The 21,362-nt window shown below is 40.6% G+C and carries 18 protein-coding genes and 2 pseudogenes; 7 read left to right on the forward strand and 13 right to left on the reverse strand.

Features of this window, described 5'->3' with window-relative positions; all coding sequences use genetic code 11:
• Positions 1 to 134 precede the first annotated feature (134 nt).
• The 5 genes and pseudogenes from WA352_RS20620 to WA352_RS20640 all read left to right on the forward strand — a co-directional run.
• A pseudogene (locus tag WA352_RS20620) lies at positions 135 to 413 on the forward strand (DDE-type integrase/transposase/recombinase); the annotation flags it as partial.
• 380 nt (positions 414 to 793) lie between these two features.
• Positions 794 to 961 (forward strand): YhfG family protein, encoded by a 168-nt coding sequence (locus WA352_RS20625; RefSeq protein WP_336143786.1) that lies wholly within the window; start codon positions 794 to 796, stop codon positions 959 to 961.
• Between the two features lie 12 nt (positions 962 to 973).
• Positions 974 to 1,570, forward strand: coding sequence for a putative adenosine monophosphate-protein transferase Fic (locus WA352_RS20630; RefSeq protein ID WP_243793652.1), 597 nt, complete (start codon positions 974 to 976; stop codon positions 1,568 to 1,570).
• Positions 1,571 to 2,036: 466 nt separating this feature from the next.
• The gene (locus tag WA352_RS20635) at positions 2,037 to 2,342 is read left to right on the forward strand and encodes a helix-turn-helix domain-containing protein (RefSeq protein ID WP_243793653.1); all 306 of its coding nucleotides are present in this window, start codon (positions 2,037 to 2,039) and stop codon (positions 2,340 to 2,342) included.
• Positions 2,342 to 3,607 (forward strand): type II toxin-antitoxin system HipA family toxin, encoded by a 1,266-nt coding sequence (locus tag WA352_RS20640; protein ID WP_243793654.1) that lies wholly within the window; start codon positions 2,342 to 2,344, stop codon positions 3,605 to 3,607. The genes WA352_RS20635 and WA352_RS20640 overlap by 1 nt, the downstream gene beginning before the upstream one ends.
• A gap of 396 nt (positions 3,608 to 4,003) precedes the next feature.
• Here WA352_RS20640 and WA352_RS20645 read toward each other — a convergent pair whose 3' ends face one another.
• From WA352_RS20645 to glnT, 9 genes and pseudogenes are all read right to left on the reverse strand, one after another.
• Positions 4,004 to 4,918 carry a DMT family transporter gene (locus WA352_RS20645; protein ID WP_100243234.1) on the reverse strand — a complete coding sequence of 305 codons (915 nt, stop codon included), beginning with the start codon at positions 4,916 to 4,918 and terminating at the stop codon, positions 4,004 to 4,006.
• A gap of 46 nt (positions 4,919 to 4,964) precedes the next feature.
• A complete protein-coding gene (locus tag WA352_RS20650) occupies positions 4,965 to 6,248 on the reverse strand; it encodes an MFS transporter (RefSeq protein ID WP_100243235.1) in 1,284 nt (427 codons plus the stop codon).
• A gap of 49 nt (positions 6,249 to 6,297) precedes the next feature.
• Positions 6,298 to 7,536 carry a M24 family metallopeptidase gene (locus WA352_RS20655; RefSeq protein WP_336143790.1) on the reverse strand — a complete coding sequence of 413 codons (1,239 nt, stop codon included), beginning with the start codon at positions 7,534 to 7,536 and terminating at the stop codon, positions 6,298 to 6,300.
• A 103-nt stretch (positions 7,537 to 7,639) separates the two neighbouring features.
• Positions 7,640 to 8,608: a GlxA family transcriptional regulator gene (locus tag WA352_RS20660; RefSeq protein WP_243793656.1), complete on the reverse strand. Its 969-nt coding sequence runs from the start codon at positions 8,606 to 8,608 to the stop codon at positions 7,640 to 7,642.
• Between the two features lie 706 nt (positions 8,609 to 9,314).
• Positions 9,315 to 9,894 (reverse strand): annotated as a pseudogene (locus WA352_RS20665) (IS6 family transposase).
• Between the two features lie 109 nt (positions 9,895 to 10,003).
• Positions 10,004 to 11,338, reverse strand: a complete 1,335-nt coding sequence (locus WA352_RS20670; protein ID WP_243793657.1) for an FMN-binding glutamate synthase family protein — start codon at positions 11,336 to 11,338, stop codon at positions 10,004 to 10,006.
• A gap of 27 nt (positions 11,339 to 11,365) precedes the next feature.
• On the reverse strand, positions 11,366 to 12,094 hold the full coding sequence (locus WA352_RS20675; RefSeq protein ID WP_243793658.1) for a protein glxC: 729 nt from the start codon (positions 12,092 to 12,094) through the stop codon (positions 11,366 to 11,368).
• A gap of 26 nt (positions 12,095 to 12,120) precedes the next feature.
• Positions 12,121 to 13,044, reverse strand: coding sequence for a class II glutamine amidotransferase (locus WA352_RS20680; protein WP_336143792.1), 924 nt, complete (start codon positions 13,042 to 13,044; stop codon positions 12,121 to 12,123).
• Between the two features lie 47 nt (positions 13,045 to 13,091).
• On the reverse strand, positions 13,092 to 14,483 hold the full coding sequence (glnT, locus tag WA352_RS20685; RefSeq protein WP_336143794.1) for a type III glutamate--ammonia ligase: 1,392 nt from the start codon (positions 14,481 to 14,483) through the stop codon (positions 13,092 to 13,094).
• A gap of 290 nt (positions 14,484 to 14,773) precedes the next feature.
• Between glnT and WA352_RS20690 the strand changes: the two genes are divergently transcribed.
• Together WA352_RS20690 and WA352_RS20695 are read left to right on the forward strand one after the other, a co-directional pair.
• On the forward strand, positions 14,774 to 15,370 hold the full coding sequence (locus WA352_RS20690; RefSeq protein ID WP_111828333.1) for a helix-turn-helix domain-containing protein: 597 nt from the start codon (positions 14,774 to 14,776) through the stop codon (positions 15,368 to 15,370).
• 297 nt (positions 15,371 to 15,667) lie between these two features.
• Complete coding sequence (locus WA352_RS20695) at positions 15,668 to 16,981, forward strand: ammonium transporter (protein WP_243793660.1); 1,314 nt, start codon at positions 15,668 to 15,670, stop codon at positions 16,979 to 16,981.
• A 595-nt stretch (positions 16,982 to 17,576) separates the two neighbouring features.
• Here WA352_RS20695 and WA352_RS20700 read toward each other — a convergent pair.
• From WA352_RS20700 to WA352_RS20715, 4 genes are read right to left on the reverse strand one after another with little or no spacing between them, the layout of a single operon-like run.
• Positions 17,577 to 18,707: an aminomethyltransferase family protein gene (locus tag WA352_RS20700; protein WP_243793662.1), complete on the reverse strand. Its 1,131-nt coding sequence runs from the start codon at positions 18,705 to 18,707 to the stop codon at positions 17,577 to 17,579.
• A 46-nt stretch (positions 18,708 to 18,753) separates the two neighbouring features.
• Positions 18,754 to 19,764 (reverse strand): heme-dependent oxidative N-demethylase family protein, encoded by a 1,011-nt coding sequence (locus tag WA352_RS20705; RefSeq protein ID WP_243793663.1) that lies wholly within the window; start codon positions 19,762 to 19,764, stop codon positions 18,754 to 18,756.
• Between the two features lie 14 nt (positions 19,765 to 19,778).
• A complete protein-coding gene (locus WA352_RS20710) occupies positions 19,779 to 20,723 on the reverse strand; it encodes a PDR/VanB family oxidoreductase (RefSeq protein WP_111828298.1) in 945 nt (314 codons plus the stop codon).
• The gene (locus tag WA352_RS20715) at positions 20,720 to 21,247 is read right to left on the reverse strand and encodes a dimethylamine monooxygenase subunit DmmA family protein (RefSeq protein WP_243793664.1); all 528 of its coding nucleotides are present in this window, start codon (positions 21,245 to 21,247) and stop codon (positions 20,720 to 20,722) included. Before WA352_RS20715 ends, WA352_RS20710 begins: the two co-directional genes overlap by 4 nt.
• Between the last annotated feature and the right edge of the window lie 115 nt (positions 21,248 to 21,362).

Raw genomic sequence — 21,362 nt, forward strand, 5'->3', positions numbered from 1 at the left:
TTCTTTTAATGTCAGCGAATGACATTTTTTTCAGATTAAATTTCTTTTTTTTTTGAGTAAAGTTCGTCATCTAATTAGAGATTCCCCCTTTCCAGCTCTAATTTTATAGACACCTTGAAGTCCAAAATGACTAATATGGGCATGCTTTATCACAGTTAAAATGGGAAGGAAAATGTCCACCTGATCTTGAGCATAAGCAGATAAAATACAAAAATAATGTAATCGAATGTGATCATGGCTAGCTCAAGCGGATCATCAGGGTGACCTTAGGATTCAAATCGATGAAGACAGCTTATGCCATAATTAAAGGCATTGAAGTCATGCGTGCACTACGTAAAGGACAAGCTTCATCATTTTATTATGGTCAGCCTCAGGGTGAGGTGTATCTAGTGAATAGAGTTTTCGGGCTTTAAGTACCTTTTAAAGGGAAAATCATCGTCTCAAATCTCTATTTGTAACAGTGCTTTTAAATCTATTCATTTTTCAATAATCCTCTGCCGTTTATCACGTTTATGGTCGATCTTTAACCTTGTTAAAAATGTACATACCGATCCCTTCAAACTGTCAAATTTAGGTATACATGACATTCAAAGGACTTATCCGATCAATTTTTTTAGATTTAGTGTTATTAAATGTGATCTAAATTTTAAAAATTCTTCCACTTTTTTTTAGTTTTCTGTTATTACATGAAACAATACCGTTGTATTACATTTTGAAATGCTGTGTATGCAGCATTGATCAAAAAGATTCTCTGCTATACTTACTTCACGTGTAGCATCAATGGAGTTTCGAAATGCTCAGAACCACTGAACAGAAAAAAAAATATATTCAAGCGACACGTGCGCAAAACTATCAAGCCAGCCTAAAGCTTGAAGGCATTACAACGACAGCTCAAACAACTCAACAAAGTAAAGCTGAAATCTTGAAAAAATATAAGAAGTATTCGCAACCCGAATCTTAGTCAGGTGCATGTATGGATAAATATGGGGAAATGGGTGACAGCCTGTATTGTTACCCTGACACAAATATCCTAAAGAACAAACTCAATATTCGTGATGAACAAATTTTAGAACAAGCTGAACTAGAACTGTCTGGATTGGCAAGTAACTTAATTGAATATGCTGAACCACCTTACGACTTACAATACTTAAAATCAATTCATGCGCAGCTTTTTGGCGACTTATACGACTGGGCAGGAAAGTTAAGACAAATCGATATTTCCAAAGGTGACACCCGTTTTTGTAATTTTTCCCGTATTGAAATTGAAACCAATAAATTACTTAAACCACTTCAAGAAAAAAAGTACTTTCAAGGCTTAGCACCACAACAACTAATTCCTCAACTTGCCGACTTGTATTGTGAGCTTAATGTCATACACCCATTCCGTGAAGGTAATGGACGTACACAACGGATTTACTTTGAGCATCTGATTGCTCATTGTGGTTATGGTATTGATTGGTCTCGCATTGACTCTCAACAACAATGGATTCAAGCCAATATTGAAGGTTTTTATGGTAATTTAAATCCATTAATTCAGATTTTTGAAATATGCTTTATTCAAAATACCTAAAATTTAGGTAGTCGGAACCCACAATCCTTAACGAACCACCATCTTTGCTTCAATCCACTGATTAATTTCCCAAATAAACCAACCAACACAATTCTCTACCTCTCTCACACCCAAAAAATTTATACTGAAAGGCAGATCAAACCCGTCCGAGTTACATATCGCCGCATGCTATATTGAAAGCATTAAGAAAATATCCTCAATATTTATAGGATTTTTAAAATATGAACTACTTTTCGAAGAACCCTTCTAAGTAATGTGACCTAAAAGGAAAAATGAAAATACTGAGATCTCCGTATCAAAAATCAGTCCAAGTACATCCTGATGATTTTCTGCAACCTATATCCAAGGACCATACTTAATTTTCGATGTACTGCGCAACAAAGCTAACCTTAACTACACGATATCTGTAGAATAATTCCATTATTTTGTGTTTTAATTAAATTAATTAATCTTTAGCCCCAATTTAATGGATTTATATTTTACTAAACCCGAAGAAGTTGTGACTCTTTTAGGTGAGCGTTTACGTAAGCAACGACTCTTTCTGGAGATGTCTCAAGCTGAGGTTGCAGCACGTGCAGGCGTCGGTGTAAATACTGTTTCGAACCTTGAAGCGGGGCGAAATGTATCTGTTGAAAATTTAGTCCGTATCGCAATGGTCTTAGGCCGATTAAACGAACTTCAGGAGCTGTTCCAACCACAACTCAACAGTGTAAATGACATTCTACGCTATGAGAGTCAAAGTAAGCGCCACCGTATTAAGAGGAAGGGTTAATGCTCAATAGACTTAATGTTTATTACAACGGTTGGGGGGAATCTTGGTTATGGGGAACACTGATTAGTTCAACTGCCACAACTGGTAGACCCATCATTGCTTTTGAATATAGTCCAGAAGCAATACAGCAAGGTGTAGAGCTCTCTACTTACTTACTCCCTTTAAAAGGTCTACCATTCAGACAGGGTTTTCCTACTCATCAAATGGGATTGCCTGGTCCAGTCTATGATGCCTTGCCAGATGGTTGGGGCATGTTGTTGATGGATCGATATTTCAAAAAAACTGGCTTGAACCCAGCACGAATTGGACCTTTGGAACGGCTGACCTATATTAGTAGTCACGCAATGGGCGCCCTCTCCTTTGAACCTTGTGTTGCTGACATGCAAACCACAGAAAATATCCCCTTACAACAACTGGCGCAGGAAGTTCAAGAAGTACTTAAAGGTGAAGGTGGTGAATTTCTACAGCATTTATTGGTCATGGGTGGCTCCCCTCAAGGTGCCAGACCCAAAGCATTGGTTTACCGAGATCCTGTTAGCCTAGAGTTTTCAACGCAAGTTACTGATCAACACGAAGCCTGGCTAATAAAATTCCCAGCTCAGCAAGAGCATCCTGAAGTCTGCGCCATTGAAGCCGTCTATGCTGAATGTTTACGTCTTTGCGAAATCGAGACTCCAGACACCCATTTTTTTAATTTGCCCAATGGTTTAACGGCTTTTGCTTCTAAACGATTCGACCGTCAAAATGGTATGCGGATTCCAATGCAGAGTTTGGCTGCATATACTGGAGCAGACTATAAAGTTCCAGGTAGCCTAGACTATCGCAATTTTCTTCGGGCAACCTTAATGTGTACGCAAGATGTGCGAGAAAGGATGCATGCTTTTAAACGTGCTGTGTTTAATGTACTTTTCAATAATCGGGATGACCATACCAAGAACTTTTCTTTTCTCATGACACAAAATGGTCAATGGAAATTGGCTCCAGCCTATGACGTGACCTTCTGTGAGGGTCCAGGTGGTTATCATCAAATGGACATTATGGGCGAAGCGCTCAATATTTCCCGAAATGACATACATAAACTCGGGACTTCAGAAGCCAATCTGACCGCTCTAGAAGTCGATGAGATCATCTTGGCCATGCGAGAAATTGCTCTGCAGTTTAGCCAGATTGCGCAGTGCCTTTATCCCAATCAAATTCGAGCATCTACCCTAGAGATGATTCAATCACGGATTCAACAAAATGTTGGTTTTTTAACTAAAACTTAAACAAAAATACTTATTCAGAGCAGCCATAATATTCTTCCTAAAAAAACAAGGAGCCTTATGATGATACGTTTACTCACTCGCTAAATAGAAACGTGCTGCTTTGAACAGTTAAACATTTAGGTAGGATAATAGAAAACTGGTCCGGCTATTATCACAGTAGTTAGGCTAAAACCAAGAAGTAATGCGTCAAATTAGTAAACGATAAATAGTCAAAAAAGATTTTTTCAAGTCAGGTTAATGAGATGAATGTGAGAATTACTGTCCTAGATAAATTTACAGAAATTGACCAGTCTACTAACCAGATTGTAATTTGAATTACAATAGTTAGTGAAAATGTCTGCTTTTAAATATTTGCTTAACATAACCAAAACTATCTAGAAGATATTGATTTTAAAATCAATTGGTTGAGTATATTTTTTCATGATTAAGATTGGTTTTACCCAGAATCACATTGAGCAATGACACGCTAATAATCAACATTATCCCAAATATCTGCGCATTGGAAAGCTGTACATTGGCGAACAGGCTGGCAAGAATGACTGCTGTCAATGGTTCAAAAATAGTATAAATAGAAGCTTGCGATGCTTTTAAATACTTCAGTCCATAGGTATATAAAGCAAAAGGTAATAACGTGCCAAACACAACTAATAAGATACAGGCAATCACAATATTGAAGTCTAAATTCGAGACCAGACTTTCAATTTCTTGGAAGTGAATAAAGGGAAAAATCGCAAGCGCACTGACCATCATTGAACTGAACAGTAAAAAAGTCGGGCTATAGTGATCAATAATATCTTTACCAATCACCCCATAAGCAGCATAACAAATGCCCGAGGCTAAACCAAATAGCACCCCCGTCATATTGAGTTGATTATCACCAAGCATCATACATGCAACACCACTCACAGCCACAAAAGTAAGCATAATTGACTTTAACTTTATTTGCTCTTTCAAAAAAATAAAAGAAAGTACCACACTCCAAATAGGAGCGGTATAAAGCAATGCTACTGCTATAGCTGGTCCAACATGTTGTACAGCATTAAAATAACAGAAAGTCATTCCAAGCATACCTAGTAATGATTGAATGACCAATTTAGGAATATCTTTAAATTGCAGTGTTCGTAGAACCTTATAAAGAAAAGGTAAAAAAGCCAATAAACAAATAAATGTACCGACAATCCGTAATCCTGTTACTGAACTATTACTCACGCCTGCATTTGCCAATTGGGTACTGGCAATGCCTAAAGTCCCCCAACCTATTGCCCCCATAATTACCAATAAAGCACCAAACCATTGTGATTGTGTATTCATACTTTTGTTCCCTACAACGAGTTTACAAAGGTCTCATCCAAGAGGATTAGACCGTGACAAGTTTCGCTTTATTGCTCTGAACCAATACGCTCATGCTAAATAAGGCAATCACAATTAAAATAAAGGCTGGTGCTAAAGTACTACCTGTACTGTGAATCAACCATGTTGCAAATAGTGGAATCGTACCGCCCAGCAATGCATTCGCTGTATTAAAACTAAATGCAAAACCGGTATAACGCACATGCACAGGGAAAAGTTCAGTGAGGTATGCAGGCAAACTGCCATCATTCATCGCAAGTAGGCTACAGAAAACCAATTGAATGATGATCATGCCAATAAATGATGTACCAGATAAGAAATAGAACAATGGGAAAGTTAAAATTATAAAGCCTATACATGCCATAGCTAACATTTTATTACGGCCAATACGGTCAGAATATTTACCCATCATAAATACAATGCCGATGTAAAATGCTAAAGAAATAGCCCCAGAAATAAAAGATTCGGTTTTATTTACCCCCAACTCAGTTGACAAATAATTTGGCATGTAGCTAAAAATTAAGTAGAAGGCAGTAGCATTTAACGATGCTATTGCAAACGCTTTAAATAATGGCTGACGGTATTCTGTAAATAATGCTTTAATCGGGAAAGTTTCTTTCTGACTTGTTTTTTGATGTGCCACAAATTCGGGGGTATCTTCAAGTTTGAGACGAATGAAACGACCAATTAAACCCAGTGGTGCAGCCAATAAGAATGGTATTCTCCAGCCGTATTCATATAAAAATGATTCTGACATCCATGCAAACATCGCAGCTGACATCAATGAACCTAACAATAAACCTGCCGCTGTACTGGCCGGCACTAAGCTGGTATATAAGCCCTTTTTATTTTTAGGTGCGTATTCAGCTAAAAAATTTGATGCACCAGCATATTCACCTGAAGCAGAAAAACCTTGAATCATCCGAAAGAAAAGCAATAAAAGCGGTGCAAATATTCCAATAGAAGCATAATTCGGTAAGAGCGCAATACACATAGTTGCCAACGTCATAATCATAATTGACCAAGACAGTGCATGTTTTCGCCCGTATTTATCACCAATATATCCCCAGAAAATTCCACCAAAAGGCCGAACAATAAAGGACAATGCAAAGATGGCGTAGGTTGACATTAATGCAACTATAGGATCACTGCTTGGAAAGAAAACCAAAGCAATCACAGTGGCTAAAAAACCATAAGCCGCATAATCAAACCATTCGACAAAGTTACCAATAAAACTCGCAGTGGCAACACGTTTTAAAGTGTTTTGATCAGATTTAGCTTTTTCATTCATATTATTTTCTCCACCAAAAAAGGCATCCCGATTTGGGATGCCTTGTGACTTATGCCTTGATAATGTTGTGCTCAGGGCCATAAGGGAATTTAGTGATATTTTCAGTGCCTAATTCAGTCACCACCAAAATGTCGTGTTCACGATAACCGCCCGCACCTGCCATACCTTGTGGCAACATAAGCATTGGCTCCATTGAAATCACCATTCCAGATTCAATCACGGTATCGATATCTTCTCGAAGCTCTAAACCTGCTTCACGACCATAGTAGTGGGAAAGTACGCCGAATGAATGCCCATAGCCAAAAGTACGGTATTGAAGCAAACCTTCTTCACGGTAAATTTCATTTAATTCATTAGCAATATCACAGCACCGCGCACCAGGTTGAATCAGTTTCAAACCTGCCTCATGCACTTTGACATTGGCTTGCCAAATTTTTAACGAAGCATCATCACAATGACCAAAGAACTGAGTCCGTTCAAGTGCAGTGTAATAACCCGCGATCATTGAAAAGCAGTTCAAACTTAAGATATCGCCTTTTTGCACTTGACGAGTAGTCACAGGGTTGTGTGCCCCATCAGTGTTAATGCCTGATTGGAACCAAGTCCAAGTATCCATTAATTCTGAATGCGGGAAACGTTTAGCAATTTCACGCACCATCGCTTGTGTCGATGCCAACGCGACTTCGTGCTCGTGCACTCCTTCTTCGACAGCCGCTGTTAAGGCAAAACCGCCAATATCACATACTGCTGCACCATGTTTAATGTGCGCAATTTCTTCTAGAGATTTCACCATACGCAGCTTCATACAAGCAGCACTAATATCGACAAATTCAACATTTGGCAAGAATGCTTTCAGCTTGTTTAATCGCTCAATCGGCAGATGATCAAACTCAACCCCTACACGACCTTTGTTGGGAATTTCTTGTGCAACAGCACGGAAATAGTTATCACGCTGCCAATCGGTATAGACCACATTGTAGTCACCTACTGTACGACGCCAAGGTTGACCACCATCAATATTGGCAGAAATACTCACCACCTTTTGATCTGTAACTACTACACCAAAAAAGCGACCAAATGAGCAATACAGGAAATCAACGTAATAGTTGATGTTATGCATAGAGCTGAATAAAACTGAATCAACTTGTTGATCCGCCATCATTTGACGTAATTTTCTATGACGATTTTCATATTCTTCTTTTGAGAATGTTGATTGTACCTTTTCACCATTTTCAATTGTTAAAAGTGCAGGCAACGAGTCTTGGTGAACCTTCGCTTGGATATTCATAGTGGATACCTTAGGGGGTAAGTGTTGGTATGAATTAAGCTTAGGTATTTTTTTAGAGTGTTTATTTTCAAAAACCGCTAAAAAGTTGTCAGAATACGACAAATCAAGAGGCCAGTTCCAAAATGCCACGTTCATTTTTTGGCGAATAACCAAAAAGATTTTTGTAAGCTTTATTAAAACTTGATGCATTAGCAAAGCCACAAGCCAATGCTACATTCGACACGCTCATGCTAGACTGTTTTAATAAATTCTGCGCGTGGGTTAAGCGCATCTTTGAATAATATTCTTTGGGTGAACAACTAAAATGCATTTGAAACAACCTTTCCAATGTTCGTGTTCTACTATGAATCAACTGACAAATTTCTAAGATATTTAAAGGTTCATTAATGTTATTTTCCATTAAACGGAGAGCTTCTTTTACTGCTGGCTGAATACTATTTCTCTGATTTGGGATAGGTTGATGTTGAATATCAGTATTTTCACGTACATGATGCACAATAAATTGTTCACAAATTCTTTTAGCCAAACTGGCACCGTAATGCTGCTCTACAAGCTGTGAACACATATCAATCGAAGCAAGCCCACCCGAGCAGGTATACCTCATCCGATCCAGACTAAAAATATACGAATTAAAATGGACCTGAGGAAACTCCTCTTGTGCTGCCAAAGAATTCTCCCAATGTAAACTGGCCTGATAACCATCAAGTAAACCAGCACTCGCCAATACATATGCCCCAGTGCAAATTCCACCTAGAGCAATATTGGCTTGATCCAAACGTTTTAAGAATGTTTTATGCGTCAGAGTGTTCAATTTAAAGAGCTGAAAACCACCACACACAAATACAATATCCATTGAAAGAAGATGTAGCATTTGACAGGTATGTTGTATCTGTAAACCATTACTGGCACAAGTATGATGCCCCTCTAGACCCGTTACATTCCATTGATATAAATGTTTTTTTTCAACGTAATTTGCCATGCGAAAAACTTCAATGGCATTTGAAAATGCAATCATTGAAAATCCATCGAGAAGCAAAAAACCTACCCGCTTTGCCTGAAAAGGAGTTTTCACTATAGAAATCGCTTTAAACCTAATTACGTTCTATAGCAAATTGTGTACCAAGTTTAATTTTTCTGTTAATTACTCATTGGACTGCTCGCAGTCCACTAAATTATTTCCTTCACTCTTCGAGTTTCTATGTCAGTTATCTGTCCACTTATTCCAATGATGATGAGGATTGAAGCATTGACTTAGATCACCAGTGCTCAGTGCTGGTCATCGTGTTTTATCGCTAGAGCGCCTCAACTTATTAAAATGACGTAACTTACATAACTTATGCTTCCTATTTAAGTGACGTAAGTTATAGCACACCTTGTCAGGAATTTGTCTATTTATTCCAAAGGTGATGAGGATTGAAGCATTGACTTAGATCACCAGTGCTCAGTGCTGGTCATCGTGTAGCTTTTATCGCTAGAGCGCCTCAACTTATTAAAATGACGTAACCTACATAACTTATGCTTCCTATTTAAGTGACGTAAGTTATAGCACACCTTGTCAGGAATTTGTCTATTTATTCCAAAGGTGATGAGGATTGCAACATTGACTTAGATCACCAGTGCTCAGTACTGGTCATCATGTAGCTTTTATCGCTTTAGCACCTTAACTTATTTAAGTAGCGTAACTTGCATAACTTATGCATCCTATTTAAGTGACGTAAGTTATAGGGCACTGTTGCAAATGTAGATTAAAGTCGATGATTTTACATTTAAAAAAGTACTTAAAGACCGAAAACTCTATTTACTAGGTAGACTTCACCTTGAGGTTGACCAGCATAAAATAATGATGCCTTCCCTTTCCGTAATGCACGTATCACTTCAATACCTTTGATTGTGGCATAAGCCGTCTTCATCAATTTGAATCCTAAGGTCGCCTTGATAATTCGCTTTAAGCTTTAACTTGCTATGATCACATTCGCTTACGTTATTTTTGTTTTTAATCTGCCTGTGCTCAAGGTCTAGCGGACATTTTCCTTCGTGTTTTAGCCGTGACAAAGCACATCCATATATGGGGGATTTGTCCGTATTGATCACTTGTGGCATCTGCCATTTCTTCACATTATTAAAAATTTTACCAAGAAAACAATAGGCTGATTTGGTATTACGTCTAGATGAAAGATAAAAATCAATGGTATAGCCATATTGATCGACTGCACAATACAGATAAGACCATTGTCCATTCACTTTTAGATAAGTTTCATCAATATGCAATGAGCTTAACTCTTTAGGATTATGCCAATACCATCGTATATCCCAGAGAATGATTTCACCTTGAAAAGGTCTACCATAGAAAGGATTCATATAATGAACTTTTAGCTAAATGGGTATTTACCTTATCATCTATAGCTATTTGTAACAGTGACGTAATAAAAAGTAAGCGCATGGCTTACTTTTTACTTCGTCAATGTTATTAATACTGCAGCTGACCAGGAACCCAGTTGGTACCCGCTAATGGAACACGAGCCATTGCTGCTGCTTCTACAGTTAATGCCACTAAATCTTCAGGGTCAAGGTTATGCAAGTGAGATTTGCCACAAGCACGCGCCATGGTCTGCGCTTCCAGTACCAGCACACGTAGATAGTTAGCCAAGTGACGTCCACCTTCAATCGGATCTAGATTTTTAGACAACTCTGGATCTTGTGTGGTAATCCCTGCTGGGTCACGACCATTTTGCCAATCATCATAATAACCTGATGCAGAACCGATTTTTTTAAGTTCATCGTTCAAGCGTGGATGGTTATCGCCTAATGCAATCAGAGCCGCGGTACCAATCGCTACTGCATCGGCACCCAGTGCCATTGCTTTTGCAACATCAGCACCAGTACGAATACCGCCTGACACAATAAGCTGCACTTTACGATGCATGCCCATTTCTTGCAGTGCCTGAATCGCTTGAGGAATAGCAGATAAAATTGGAATACCGACATGCTCAATAAATACTTCTTGAGTTGCAGCAGTACCACCTTGCATACCATCTAATACAATCACATCAGCCCCTGCTTTCACTGCAAGTTTGACATCATAGTACGGACGACTCGCCCCGATTTTGACATAAATCGGTTTTTCCCAATCAGTGATTTCACGGATTTCGGCAATTTTAATGGCTAAGTCATCTGGACCAGTCCAGTCAGGATGACGACATGCACTACGTTGATCGACACCCACTGGTAGCGTACGCATACCCGCAACACGCTCAGTGACTTTCATACCCAGAAGCATACCACCACCACCAGGTTTTGCGCCTTGACCCAATACAATTTCAATCGCATCTGCTTTGCGTAAATCGTCAGGGTTCATACCGTAACGTGAAGGAAGATATTGGTACACTAATGTTTCAGAGTGACCGCGCTCTTCTGGTGTCATACCACCATCACCTGTCGTTGTCGATGTCCCCACCATAGAGGCGCCACGACCGAGTGATTCTTTAGCATTGGCAGACAATGCACCGAAGCTCATGCCCGCAATGGTCACTGGAATTTTCAAATGAATTGGCTTTTTCGCAAAACGTGTGCCCAACACCACATCGGTACCGCATTTTTCACGATAACCTTCTAATGGGTAACGTGACATACTCGCACCCAAAAGCAGTAAATCATCAAAGTGTGGTAAATGGCGTTTAGTACCGCCACCACGAATATCATAGATCCCTGTTGCAGCTGCACGTTGAATTTCTTGAATCGTCAAACGATCAAACGTAGCGGATTCACGTAATACTGGCTCAAATGTAGTAGTCGCTTGTGTCATGATAATATCTCCAAATACGTTTAATTCTTAGTAAGCAGATGCATTGTCTACTTTGAAGTTATAAAGTTGGCGTGCTGAGCCATAGCGTTTAAATGCCGCTGCATCTTCATTAAAGCCTGCTTTCGCCAGTAATTCTGTTAACTCAGCAATATGTTCAGCACGCATTTCTTTTTCGATGCAATCTGAACCCAGTGATTTGACTGTGCCTTTCACATAAATACGGGTTTCGTAAAGTGAATCACCCAGTGCATCACCTGCATCTCCGCACACCACCAAGCGCCCTGCTTGACCCATGAAACAGCTCATGTGACCGATACTACCGCCAACCACAATATCTACACCTTTCATGGAGATACCACAGCGAGCACCTGCATCACCTTCAATCACTAGCAAACCACCATGTGCAGTTGCGCCAGCCGCTTGTGATGCATTGCCTTTAATATGTACCGAACCTGACATCATATTTTCTGCAACACCGACACCGACATTTCCATTGACCACGATGTCTGCTTCTTGGTTCATGCCTGCACAGTAGTAGCCCGCATGTCCATCAATGGTGACTTGAACTGGCGCTTTAATCCCCACGGCAATGTTATGTTGACCCGCTGGATTTTTGACTGTCCAAGTTGTAACTTCTTCAACAATTTCCGCAGTATGTAATGCCTGATTCAGCTCACGAATCGTATCCACGCTCAAATCATAAGTATCTTTAAAAATGCTGGAAGTCATTTTTTCTGCTAGTACTGTGCTATTCATATTTTTGCTCCAATTTTTCGGTTAACTTATGCTGCTGCGCTGCTATTGGTTGAAGAACGTTCCCAAACATATAAAGTTGCTGGCTCTGGCTCCCACACTTTGGCTTTATCAATATTTGGTAAAGAGGCTAAAGCTTGATATTCAGATGCCATGGCAACGTAATCATCCGTTTCAGCCAAAACTGCAGGTTTACAAGCAATCGGATCACGAATTACCGCGAAGCCATCACGTGTGCCAATGGCAAAAGTAAAGAAACCATCCAAGTCATCCAGTGCATGATTTAAAGCTTGCTCAAGGTTGTCTCCTTGCTGTAAACGCCAAGTCAGGTAGCCCGCCGCAACTTCGGTATCGTTATCTGTTTCAAAGTGAATGCCTTCACGTTTTAATTCTTGGCGTAAACGGGCATGGTTTGATAATGAACCGTTATGTACAAGACAAAGATCTGCACCTGTTGAGAATGGATGGCTGCCTTCCATGGTCACAGCACTTTCAGTCGCCATACGCGTGTGCCCGATAATGTGACTGCCTTTCATATTCGCCAAGCCAAAGCGTTCAGAAATTTCAACAGGAAGTCCCATGCCTTTTAAAATTTCAATGCTTTGACCTACGCTCATAATTTTCAGTTCAGGTGCAAGTTCAGTAATGGCACCACGAACAGTCGCTTCATCTGCTTCAACCTTTAACACCGCCGCAGTTGCATTTTGGAACCAATCAAAACCTGTACCGAGATTTGCTTGTAATTTTTCTGCAAAGCCTTGCCAATTAAAGCTTTCATCCGTAGTCTGCAAGGTCAATTTGACCCAGCCATCTTGTACTTCATCACCATAAATGGCGAAGCCTGCACTATCTGGACCACGACCCGTCATAGCTTCTAACATTGGTTCAAATAACTTGCCTAGTTGTGATTCAAGCGCAGGGTTTTTAAGATATAAACCAACAATTCCGCACATAAGATTTCTCCGAAAATTTAATATTTAATGTGTTTATTTCAGTTGAATTAGAAGAACTCGGTATAACGCTTGATTTCCCAGTCAGACACATGTCGACTGTATTCCACCCATTCCATGCTTTTTTGATCGATGAATTCATCCACGATTTCCGTACCCAATTTTTCACGGAACAGTGGATTAGCTTTCAATGCATCAACCGCTTCTTTGAGTGACTGCGGTAAAGTTTCAATGCCACGTGCGGCAATCTCTTCAAAACTAAGCTTGTAGAGATTTTCATTACATGCTGCGGGTGGCATTAACTCACGTTCAATCCCATCCAAGCCTGCCGCAATAATGGCCGCTGAAACCAAGTAAGGATTACAGCCGGCATCTGGAAGCCGTAATTCAATACGACCATACGGAATACGGACCATAGCTGAACGGTTATTAGAACCATAAGCAATGAAGGCAGGTGCCCATGTCGCACCTGAGAGTGAACGACCGACCACAAGGCGTTTATAAGAGTTCACGGTTGGCGCACAGAAGGCACACAGTGCTGGGCCATGTTCAAGTAAACCTGCAATGAAGTGATAAGCCATTTTAGATAAGCCCATACCACTTGGGTCACTCGGGTCATGGAACAGATTGCTGGATTCTTCACTGCCAATCGACAAGTGGAAGTGCATACCGTTGCCCGCACGTTTCGGATCTGGTTTTGGCATAAACGAACAGATCATGCCTAAATCATTGGCGATTTCCCCTGCTGCCATGCGGAAGAAAGTGAACATGTCTGCCGAATTCATGGCATCGCTGTAGGTATAGTTAATTTCAAACTGGCCATTGGCATCTTCATGGTCAATCTGATAAATGTCGAAACCCACAGGAATTAAAGCTTCGGTTAATCGCTCCAAAAACTCACGTGAGCGCGATAAGCCTTTATAGTCATAACAAGGTTTATCGAGGTTGTCTGAATCATCGACCATTTTTAGTGAACCATCTTCAGCACGGCGGAACAGGCTGAATTCAGGTTCTAAGCCAGTATTTAGTGTCCAACCTTTCGCACTTAAACGCTCGACTTGTTTACGTAATACAAAACGTGAATCATAAGGATGTGGCTGACCATTGACATAACCTTCGCACACCACACGACCATAACCGGGTTGCCATGGTACTGGAGATAACGTCGACAAATCACCTTTCACCATAAAGTCTGGTCCATGCGGTTGCATGCCCATGCCTGAAATTGCAAAACCCGCGAAACCCACACCATCTTTTTCTATTGCTTTTAAACCCGAAATTGGGACTGATTTGGTTTTCGCAGCACCATGAATATCGACAAACTGCGCTAACACATATTTTAAATTATGTTGATCAATGACCTGCTGTACTTCTGGTCGGTATATTGTTTTATTGATCAGTTTATGCTGATCAAACATCTCTTCTACGGCCTGCTGCAACATGATTGACATACTCCTAACATGACAATAATGGTATTTGGCTCGAAAAATGCATCGTATTCAATTCACGATTCAGTTTTCAAAATAAGAAACTTTCTTTCCTAATAAGAAAGCAATTCCCTTGCCAACTTTTATAAATCTGTCTTTTTTTATATTTGGAGGTCGATTTGCTTTTATTCCTGTAAAGAATATATATTTCCTATCATTATTTTTTAATTTTCTTCTATACAATTTTCGTATTAAGTAAAATTATGAAACAAAAGTGATCATATTAAGTGCAGAGTTGACCCAGAATGAGACAAACTAAAAATAGCTTGAAGTTAGAACAGTACATTGGCATCCAAATTAAACGTCATCGGCAAGAACAAGGCTTAAAACTTTCCGAAGTGGCACAAATGGCAAATATCAGTCAGGGCATGCTGAGCAAGATCGAAAATGCCCAAGTATCGACCAGCCTAGATACATTAATTCGTTTATGTGAGGTTCTAGGGATTTCCGTATCAACTTTATTTAGCCAATACGACCAACATGAAAGTAATGCTATGTTAGTTCGCTCTGGGGAAGGCATGGAGGTTGTGCGTCGCGGGACTGAAAAAGGACATACCTATCATTTACTCACGCATTCTCGTGGCCCACGCAAAAACCTTGAAGCCTATTTAGTGAGTATGGATGATGCAAGTGAGGAATTCCCCACCTTTGCACATCCTGGTACTGAAATGTTGTATTTAGTTGAAGGTGAAATGGAGTATAGACATGGGGATGAAGTATTTCACATGCAGCCTGGTGACTGTCTCACCTTCGAAGGTGAAATTCCACATGGACCAGGAAAACTAATTAAAGTGCCTATCCGCTTACTCTCAGTCATGAATTATGCACACAGTGAAGAATAGTGCTCCATCGACTTAAATCTGCACACTTTGCTACACATAGCTGACCCGATATATGATCAGGTCAGCCTATTGCATCAACATTCAAATCAAACACCACAACCTAATAAAAACAATACTTTAATATTAAAACAACCCTTACTTTGAGCACTCTTTTTCGCTCAATAAAACATCATGGTACAAGATTTGCTTTAACCAAAATGAAATTAATATTCTCTTTAGGAATACAAGAGCTTCTATCTCTTCCAGCTTTTTGTAGCCCGAACCTATTTATATCTTTCATTATTTGGGGAGTTCTTCATGACCTCTGATACGTTTAAAAAACTATTACCCTGTTTGCTGTTACTCATGCCGACCCTCGCATTTGCGGAAGATACGCCATTTGATGCTGCATCAACCGTATGGATTATGGTGTCTGCCATCCTCGTGCTGATTATGTTTATTCCAGGACTAGCCTTGTTTTATGGCGGAATGGTACGCGCGAAAAATGTCCTCTCCATCTTCTCCCAGTTCTTTGCTATTGCAGGCGTTTCTGGCATTTTATGGATCGCATTTGTCTATAGCTTTGTTGCCGATACCACCAACATGTCGGAAGGTGTATTAAACCTCAACAGTTTCGTCGGTGGTTTTGATAAAGCCTTTCTATTAGGAATTACAGACCAAACCTTAATTGCAGGTGTACCTGAATTTGTACTGTGCGTTTTCGGCTTAACCTTTGCCATGATTACGCCTTGTATCGCTGTGGGTGGTTTTGCAGAACGAATGAAATTTGGTGCAGTTGTGCTGTTTGGTGCACTTTGGCTGATTTTGGTTTACGGTCCTTTGGCACATATGGTCTGGGGTGGTCCGGGTGCAATTATGCACAATTGGGGCGTCCTTGATTTTGCTGGTGGGACTGCCGTACATATTAATTCAGGGGTTGCGGCTCTCGTAGGTGCATTAATCTTAGGTAAACGTCATGGTTGGCCAACGACACCTATGCCTCCGCATAACTTGGTTTATACTATGATTGGTGCGGCTTTATTATGGGCAGGATGGTTTGGCTTTAATGTCGGTTCTGCCCTTTCAGCCAATACCACTGCTGGTTTGGTTTTAATGACCACCATGATTGCAACCTGTGGGGGCATTGTAGGTTGGATGGTGATTGAAAAAATCATGACCAAACACGTGACTTCATTGGGTTTAGCCTCTGGTGTGATTGCGGGTCTTGTCGGCATTACGCCTGCTGCTGCTTATGTCGGTGCACTGGGTGCCATCGCAATTGGATTCATCACCAGTGTTTGCTGTTTCTTTGCAGTTACAGGCTTAAAGCGAAAATTCGGTTTTGATGATGCACTGGACGTTTTTGCCTTACATGGGATTGGCGGTATGGTCGGTGCCATTCTGACTGGCATTTTTTGTATTCCTGCACTCGGCGGTTATGTTGAAAATGTAAATGTTGGTCAACAGTTAATTGCGCAAATCGCAGGGATTCTACTGACAGTAGTTTATTGCGGCTTTTTCACTTGGTTGATTTTTAAAATTATTGATAAAACCATTGGACTACGTGCTTCCAATGAACAAGAGCAAATTGGGTTGGATATTAGCAACCACAATGAACGTGCTTATAATTAAACACGGTATTGCATAAAAAAAGAGAGCGATAGGCTCTCTTTTTTTCATCTGTATGTTTTTATTCTGTTTGATACGATTGATTCGATTTGTAATGCCTTACTCTACACCCTCATAAAATATCATTGTGTATCTACCTCATTAGGAACTTGCTTTTCCCGCATGGCACGTTAAACGCCATATGGATACGAACTTTGATCCTCCTCACACCATCATCACAGAAAACGTATGGAGATCGTCAGACTTATGCGTGAAGAATTAAGTTATTACTTGATGAGTTAAATGGCTTTCAAAAAGATGTTCTTAAAACCACAAGGCACTTATAAAAACAAGAAAATGCTAGCGGAATTAATCATGGGAGAACTTTCAGAACATGATTCATTCCGCAATTGAAGATAAAGATAAAATCACTCATCTTTAATTTGCGTATGGCACGATCTTTTTAAGGTGCAATACACATCCGATTTAAAATAAATACATAAATTATCGTACGAAAAAAAGCCGTTAAATTGAGCAGAATTCAATCTAACGGCTGTTTCAATTTTTCATCATCCAAAGATGAATCCAAATAAAACCAATAAGGAAAAGGCGTTTGCGATTAACCTTTTGCAGTACGTTTCAATTTTTGCGGATCATCAAATGGTAGTGTATGCGTGATGGCATCAACTTCTAAGCTACCTTTAATCTGCACAGATCGGTCAGCTACGGCATAAGGTACATCCATCCGTGCCAAAGCTACAGATGTTTTGGTCAGCGGCGAATACATGCCACAAGTAATCACCCCAACTTTTTGATCACCATCCCAAACTGTATCGCCCATTTGAGCCGCTTGATCGCCTTCAAGCTTAATCCCAAAAATTTTGAAGCGTTCTTTACCCTTTAAACGGCGATGTTCATAGCATCCACGGAACTCGCCTTTGGTTGGAGATACGGTGAAATCCAAGCCCAACTCCCACAAAGTATCCCCTGATTTATCATTTTCGAATGGGAAATATTCTGAGTTGTCATACGGGAAGAAGAGTAAGTAGCTTTCTGTACGTAACCAATCCAAAGTTACAAATGAACTTGCCACAATGCCAAAAGGTACGCCTTTTTCCAGAATCGTATCCCAAATTAACGGTGCATCCATGGCTTTACAGAAAATCTCATAGCCACGTTCTCCCGTATAACCTGTACGTGAAATCATGACTGGACAGCCAAATAATCGGGTTTGAATATGATGGAAATAAGGTAAGTCACGAATACCTGGTACATGCTCCGCCAAGAAATCAACAGCCACGGGACCTTGTAAGGAAAGATCATGTAAATCATCATCAAATAACACCGCAACTTGACGCCCTGTGGCTGAACGAATCAACATTTCCAAGCCGATGCCCGTACCATGCACCACCATAAATGAATTCGGACCTGTGCGATAAATTACGCAGTCATCGACAAACTTGCCTTCTTCATTCAGCATGGTGGCATAAGCCGATTTGCCCGGATACAATTTGGAAATATCACGCGAGGTCGCATATTCCAATAAACTCTCAGCATGTGGACCCACGTAATGCACCTTTTTTAGACCAGATACATCCATCAAACCCGCTTTGGTTCGAATCGCAGTATAGTGATCTGCCGTATCACTATGATAAGTCCATGCTGTGCCCATACCATTCCAGTCTTCGAGCTGTGCCCCTAACTGACGGTGACGTTCTGCCAATGCTGAAATACGCCATGAATTTCCCATAATCTCGTTCCTTTATAGATTTAAAATAATAAATAGAAATAATCTGTTATTGATCGAATTGACTAAGCCATTGCACCAAAGGTTCACGATAACGACTGATGCCTTTGTATTCCGCAATGGATTCAGGTAAATCGCGGATCACACGATGCAAGCGTTTTGCCCATGCTGGATTTTGGGTCAGATCATTCAGGCTAATCAGATAAGTGCGAATACTGAACAACAAGGCATTGCTACGCGGTAAACGTGGCATAAATTGCAATTCAACGCGTAAATGCACCAACTCGCCTGCATTTTCTGCGGTGACCAAACCACGTTCATGCCCCCATAAATGATAGGTTTCTGATGAGGTATCCATACGTGGGTTAATGGTCATGGTCCAATTCAGACGGCGATACGGTTGCCCAACTTGAATATTGAGCAAAAATTTAAGTGCCCGTTCAAACACGCCCAGATCATGAGCCACTTTAGGTACAGGTGCATGCCATTGCTTAAAACTCATGCCTGCATCAAAATTCAGCGACCAATCGGCAGGACCCGTGATCATGCCAGTATCCATGAATAAATCCCCTTCACGCTGATCCAGCAAGGCAATGTCACCTTGGATTTGACGCGAGATATATTCAAATGGATGCATCGGTAAGCTCGAAACATCACCAAACTCAAAAGTGGTATCAATTTGTAGGGCTTTGTTCACCCAGCGCCAAGTTTTACCGTTACGCTCTAATTGAAATAGTTTTGGATAATCCTGCGATAAATGCTCCATCGCCATTTCTAAAAAGTCCCAAGAGGCTTGCAGCATATGCGGCTGAATGATGCAACGTTTTTGGTCATTTGCCAGTGTCATGGCGCGTTCTTGCACTTCTGTCAAATAATGCTCATCAATATCGAACCAGTGTTCAAACACCGTGCTGGATTTGGAAATCGCAGGTTCAATATTGACTGAATACATGTATTGATCTTCAGGAAATGGAAATGGAAAGCGTGCTATCGCTTTGGCACTGTTGTGATAACTGAAGTCACCATGCATGCGTTCATCAGGATTAAATTGAATGGTCATTGTGTTCTCCTGAATTACAAATCAAGTTCTATACGACAGCCTTGTTTCGCGCGGGACACGCAAGGCATTAATAAATGTTCACGTTCTTGTGGCGATAAGAAATGATCATGATGCTCCACTTCGCCATGCTGATACTTCACGGCGCACTGACCGCAAACACCCCCACGGCACAGGCTAGGCACCTCTATGTCATTTTTTTCCAGTGCTTCAAGCAAGCTGTAATCACTTGGGACTTCAATACTTTTTTGGCTCTTGCTGAGATATGCCTGAAATGCTGTTCCTGCTGCGGGTGAACTAAATGCTTCCCAATGCACCCGATGTTGAGACCAACCCAGTTGCTGTGCGGTATCGAGTACCTCTTGAATCAAACGGTCTGGTCCACAAACATAGACATGAGTGTGCAAATCTTGTGCTTTTAATAGGTCATACACATTCAATCGTTTTGCGGTTCGGTCTGAATAGACATGCAACTGCGTCGGAAACAACTGATTCAACGTAGGCTCATAGGCATTACTGAGCTGATCACGGCAGGCATAATGCAGTTCAAAACTGCTATTGGCATGCATAATTTGATGGATATGCGACATAAATGGTGTAATGCCTATTCCACCCGCAATAAAGACATGATGCTGGGCTTGAGAATGTAATGAGAATAGATTTAACGGTGCGGAAATTTTTAGAATATCCCCTTCCTGTACCTGTTCATGTAAAAAGCGCGAACCACCACGAGACTGTTCCTGTAAACGGACCGCAATCTGATACCGTTGTGTGTTATACGGATCGCTCAATAAAGAATAGGCATTGCGCAAAATACGGTCTTGTAGTGGCAATTGCACAACAATGTGGCTGCCTGAAGAAAATGGCAATAAGGGCTGATTCACCGCTTCCAAACTAAATTCACGAATGACAGGGGTCAGTTGCTGAATTTGAGCCACTTTGACTGAGATTAAATTGTTCATGCGGCATCTCCATGCGGATAATCGGCATCGGCACACACGCCCATATAAGCACCCAAACGGCGTGAGAAATGACTACGTACCAACAAATGCACACCGCATTGTTCACAATCACAGTAATCCTGCTGTGAATGCAATTGCTGATGACCACAGTGCACGCAATAAACTTGACGTGGACCAGTACTTGAGATCAAACTGATTTCATCTTGCATGAGACCTGTCGCTAACAAGGTTTGCATCACGCGCCAGATGAAAGCTTCATCCCCGAAAACCACCGCATGCCACCCTGTAGTCGCATGTTGCATGCGTTGCTGAATACGCTGTAAATACTGGTTGAGATCGGTATCTGCATTTGGCATTTCCGCCAAAATTAAAAGATTGCTCTGATCTTCAAATGCTAATTTCTGTAAAAGCAATTGTGCATCGGCATGTTGGGTATGCTGAAATAAAAATAAAGTCGAACCAGACTGAAACTGCAGTGCTGTTGCTGCTTGATAAATCGGGGTACTGTTCATTGGATCTTGCATGACAATATCCTTTTTTTTTAAATTAATATAATCAAATATTTAAATTATTTTATGAGTCATCACAATTCCCTTTAAAGCATACCTCTAAAGGGGTAAACAGCTGGTTGGGATTAAA

Source organism: Acinetobacter sp. 102 (assembly GCF_037028485.1).
Lineage (GTDB): Bacteria > Pseudomonadota > Gammaproteobacteria > Pseudomonadales > Moraxellaceae > Acinetobacter > Acinetobacter higginsii.

What these genes read in the sequence shown, in the direction of transcription:
- WA352_RS20625 (WP_336143786.1), top strand. Translation starts at nt 794, where the DNA reads ATGCTCAGAACCACTGAACAGAAAAAAAAATATATTCAAGCGACACGT.
- WA352_RS20630 (WP_243793652.1), top strand. Translation starts at nt 974, where the DNA reads ATGGATAAATATGGGGAAATGGGTGACAGCCTGTATTGTTACCCTGAC.
- WA352_RS20635 (WP_243793653.1), top strand. Translation starts at nt 2,037, where the DNA reads ATGGATTTATATTTTACTAAACCCGAAGAAGTTGTGACTCTTTTAGGT.
- WA352_RS20640 (WP_243793654.1), top strand. Translation starts at nt 2,342, where the DNA reads ATGCTCAATAGACTTAATGTTTATTACAACGGTTGGGGGGAATCTTGG.
- WA352_RS20645 (WP_100243234.1), bottom strand. Translation starts at nt 4,918, where the DNA reads ATGAATACACAATCACAATGGTTTGGTGCTTTATTGGTAATTATGGGG.
- WA352_RS20650 (WP_100243235.1), bottom strand. Translation starts at nt 6,248, where the DNA reads ATGAATGAAAAAGCTAAATCTGATCAAAACACTTTAAAACGTGTTGCC.
- WA352_RS20655 (WP_336143790.1), bottom strand. Translation starts at nt 7,536, where the DNA reads ATGAATATCCAAGCGAAGGTTCACCAAGACTCGTTGCCTGCACTTTTA.
- WA352_RS20670 (WP_243793657.1), bottom strand. Translation starts at nt 11,338, where the DNA reads ATGACACAAGCGACTACTACATTTGAGCCAGTATTACGTGAATCCGCT.
- WA352_RS20675 (WP_243793658.1), bottom strand. Translation starts at nt 12,094, where the DNA reads ATGAATAGCACAGTACTAGCAGAAAAAATGACTTCCAGCATTTTTAAA.
- WA352_RS20680 (WP_336143792.1), bottom strand. Translation starts at nt 13,044, where the DNA reads ATGTGCGGAATTGTTGGTTTATATCTTAAAAACCCTGCGCTTGAATCA.
- glnT (WP_336143794.1), bottom strand. Translation starts at nt 14,483, where the DNA reads ATGTTGCAGCAGGCCGTAGAAGAGATGTTTGATCAGCATAAACTGATC.
- WA352_RS20690 (WP_111828333.1), top strand. Translation starts at nt 14,774, where the DNA reads ATGAGACAAACTAAAAATAGCTTGAAGTTAGAACAGTACATTGGCATC.
- WA352_RS20695 (WP_243793660.1), top strand. Translation starts at nt 15,668, where the DNA reads ATGACCTCTGATACGTTTAAAAAACTATTACCCTGTTTGCTGTTACTC.
- WA352_RS20700 (WP_243793662.1), bottom strand. Translation starts at nt 18,707, where the DNA reads ATGGGAAATTCATGGCGTATTTCAGCATTGGCAGAACGTCACCGTCAG.
- WA352_RS20705 (WP_243793663.1), bottom strand. Translation starts at nt 19,764, where the DNA reads ATGACCATTCAATTTAATCCTGATGAACGCATGCATGGTGACTTCAGT.
- WA352_RS20710 (WP_111828298.1), bottom strand. Translation starts at nt 20,723, where the DNA reads ATGAACAATTTAATCTCAGTCAAAGTGGCTCAAATTCAGCAACTGACC.
- WA352_RS20715 (WP_243793664.1), bottom strand. Translation starts at nt 21,247, where the DNA reads ATGCAAGATCCAATGAACAGTACCCCGATTTATCAAGCAGCAACAGCA.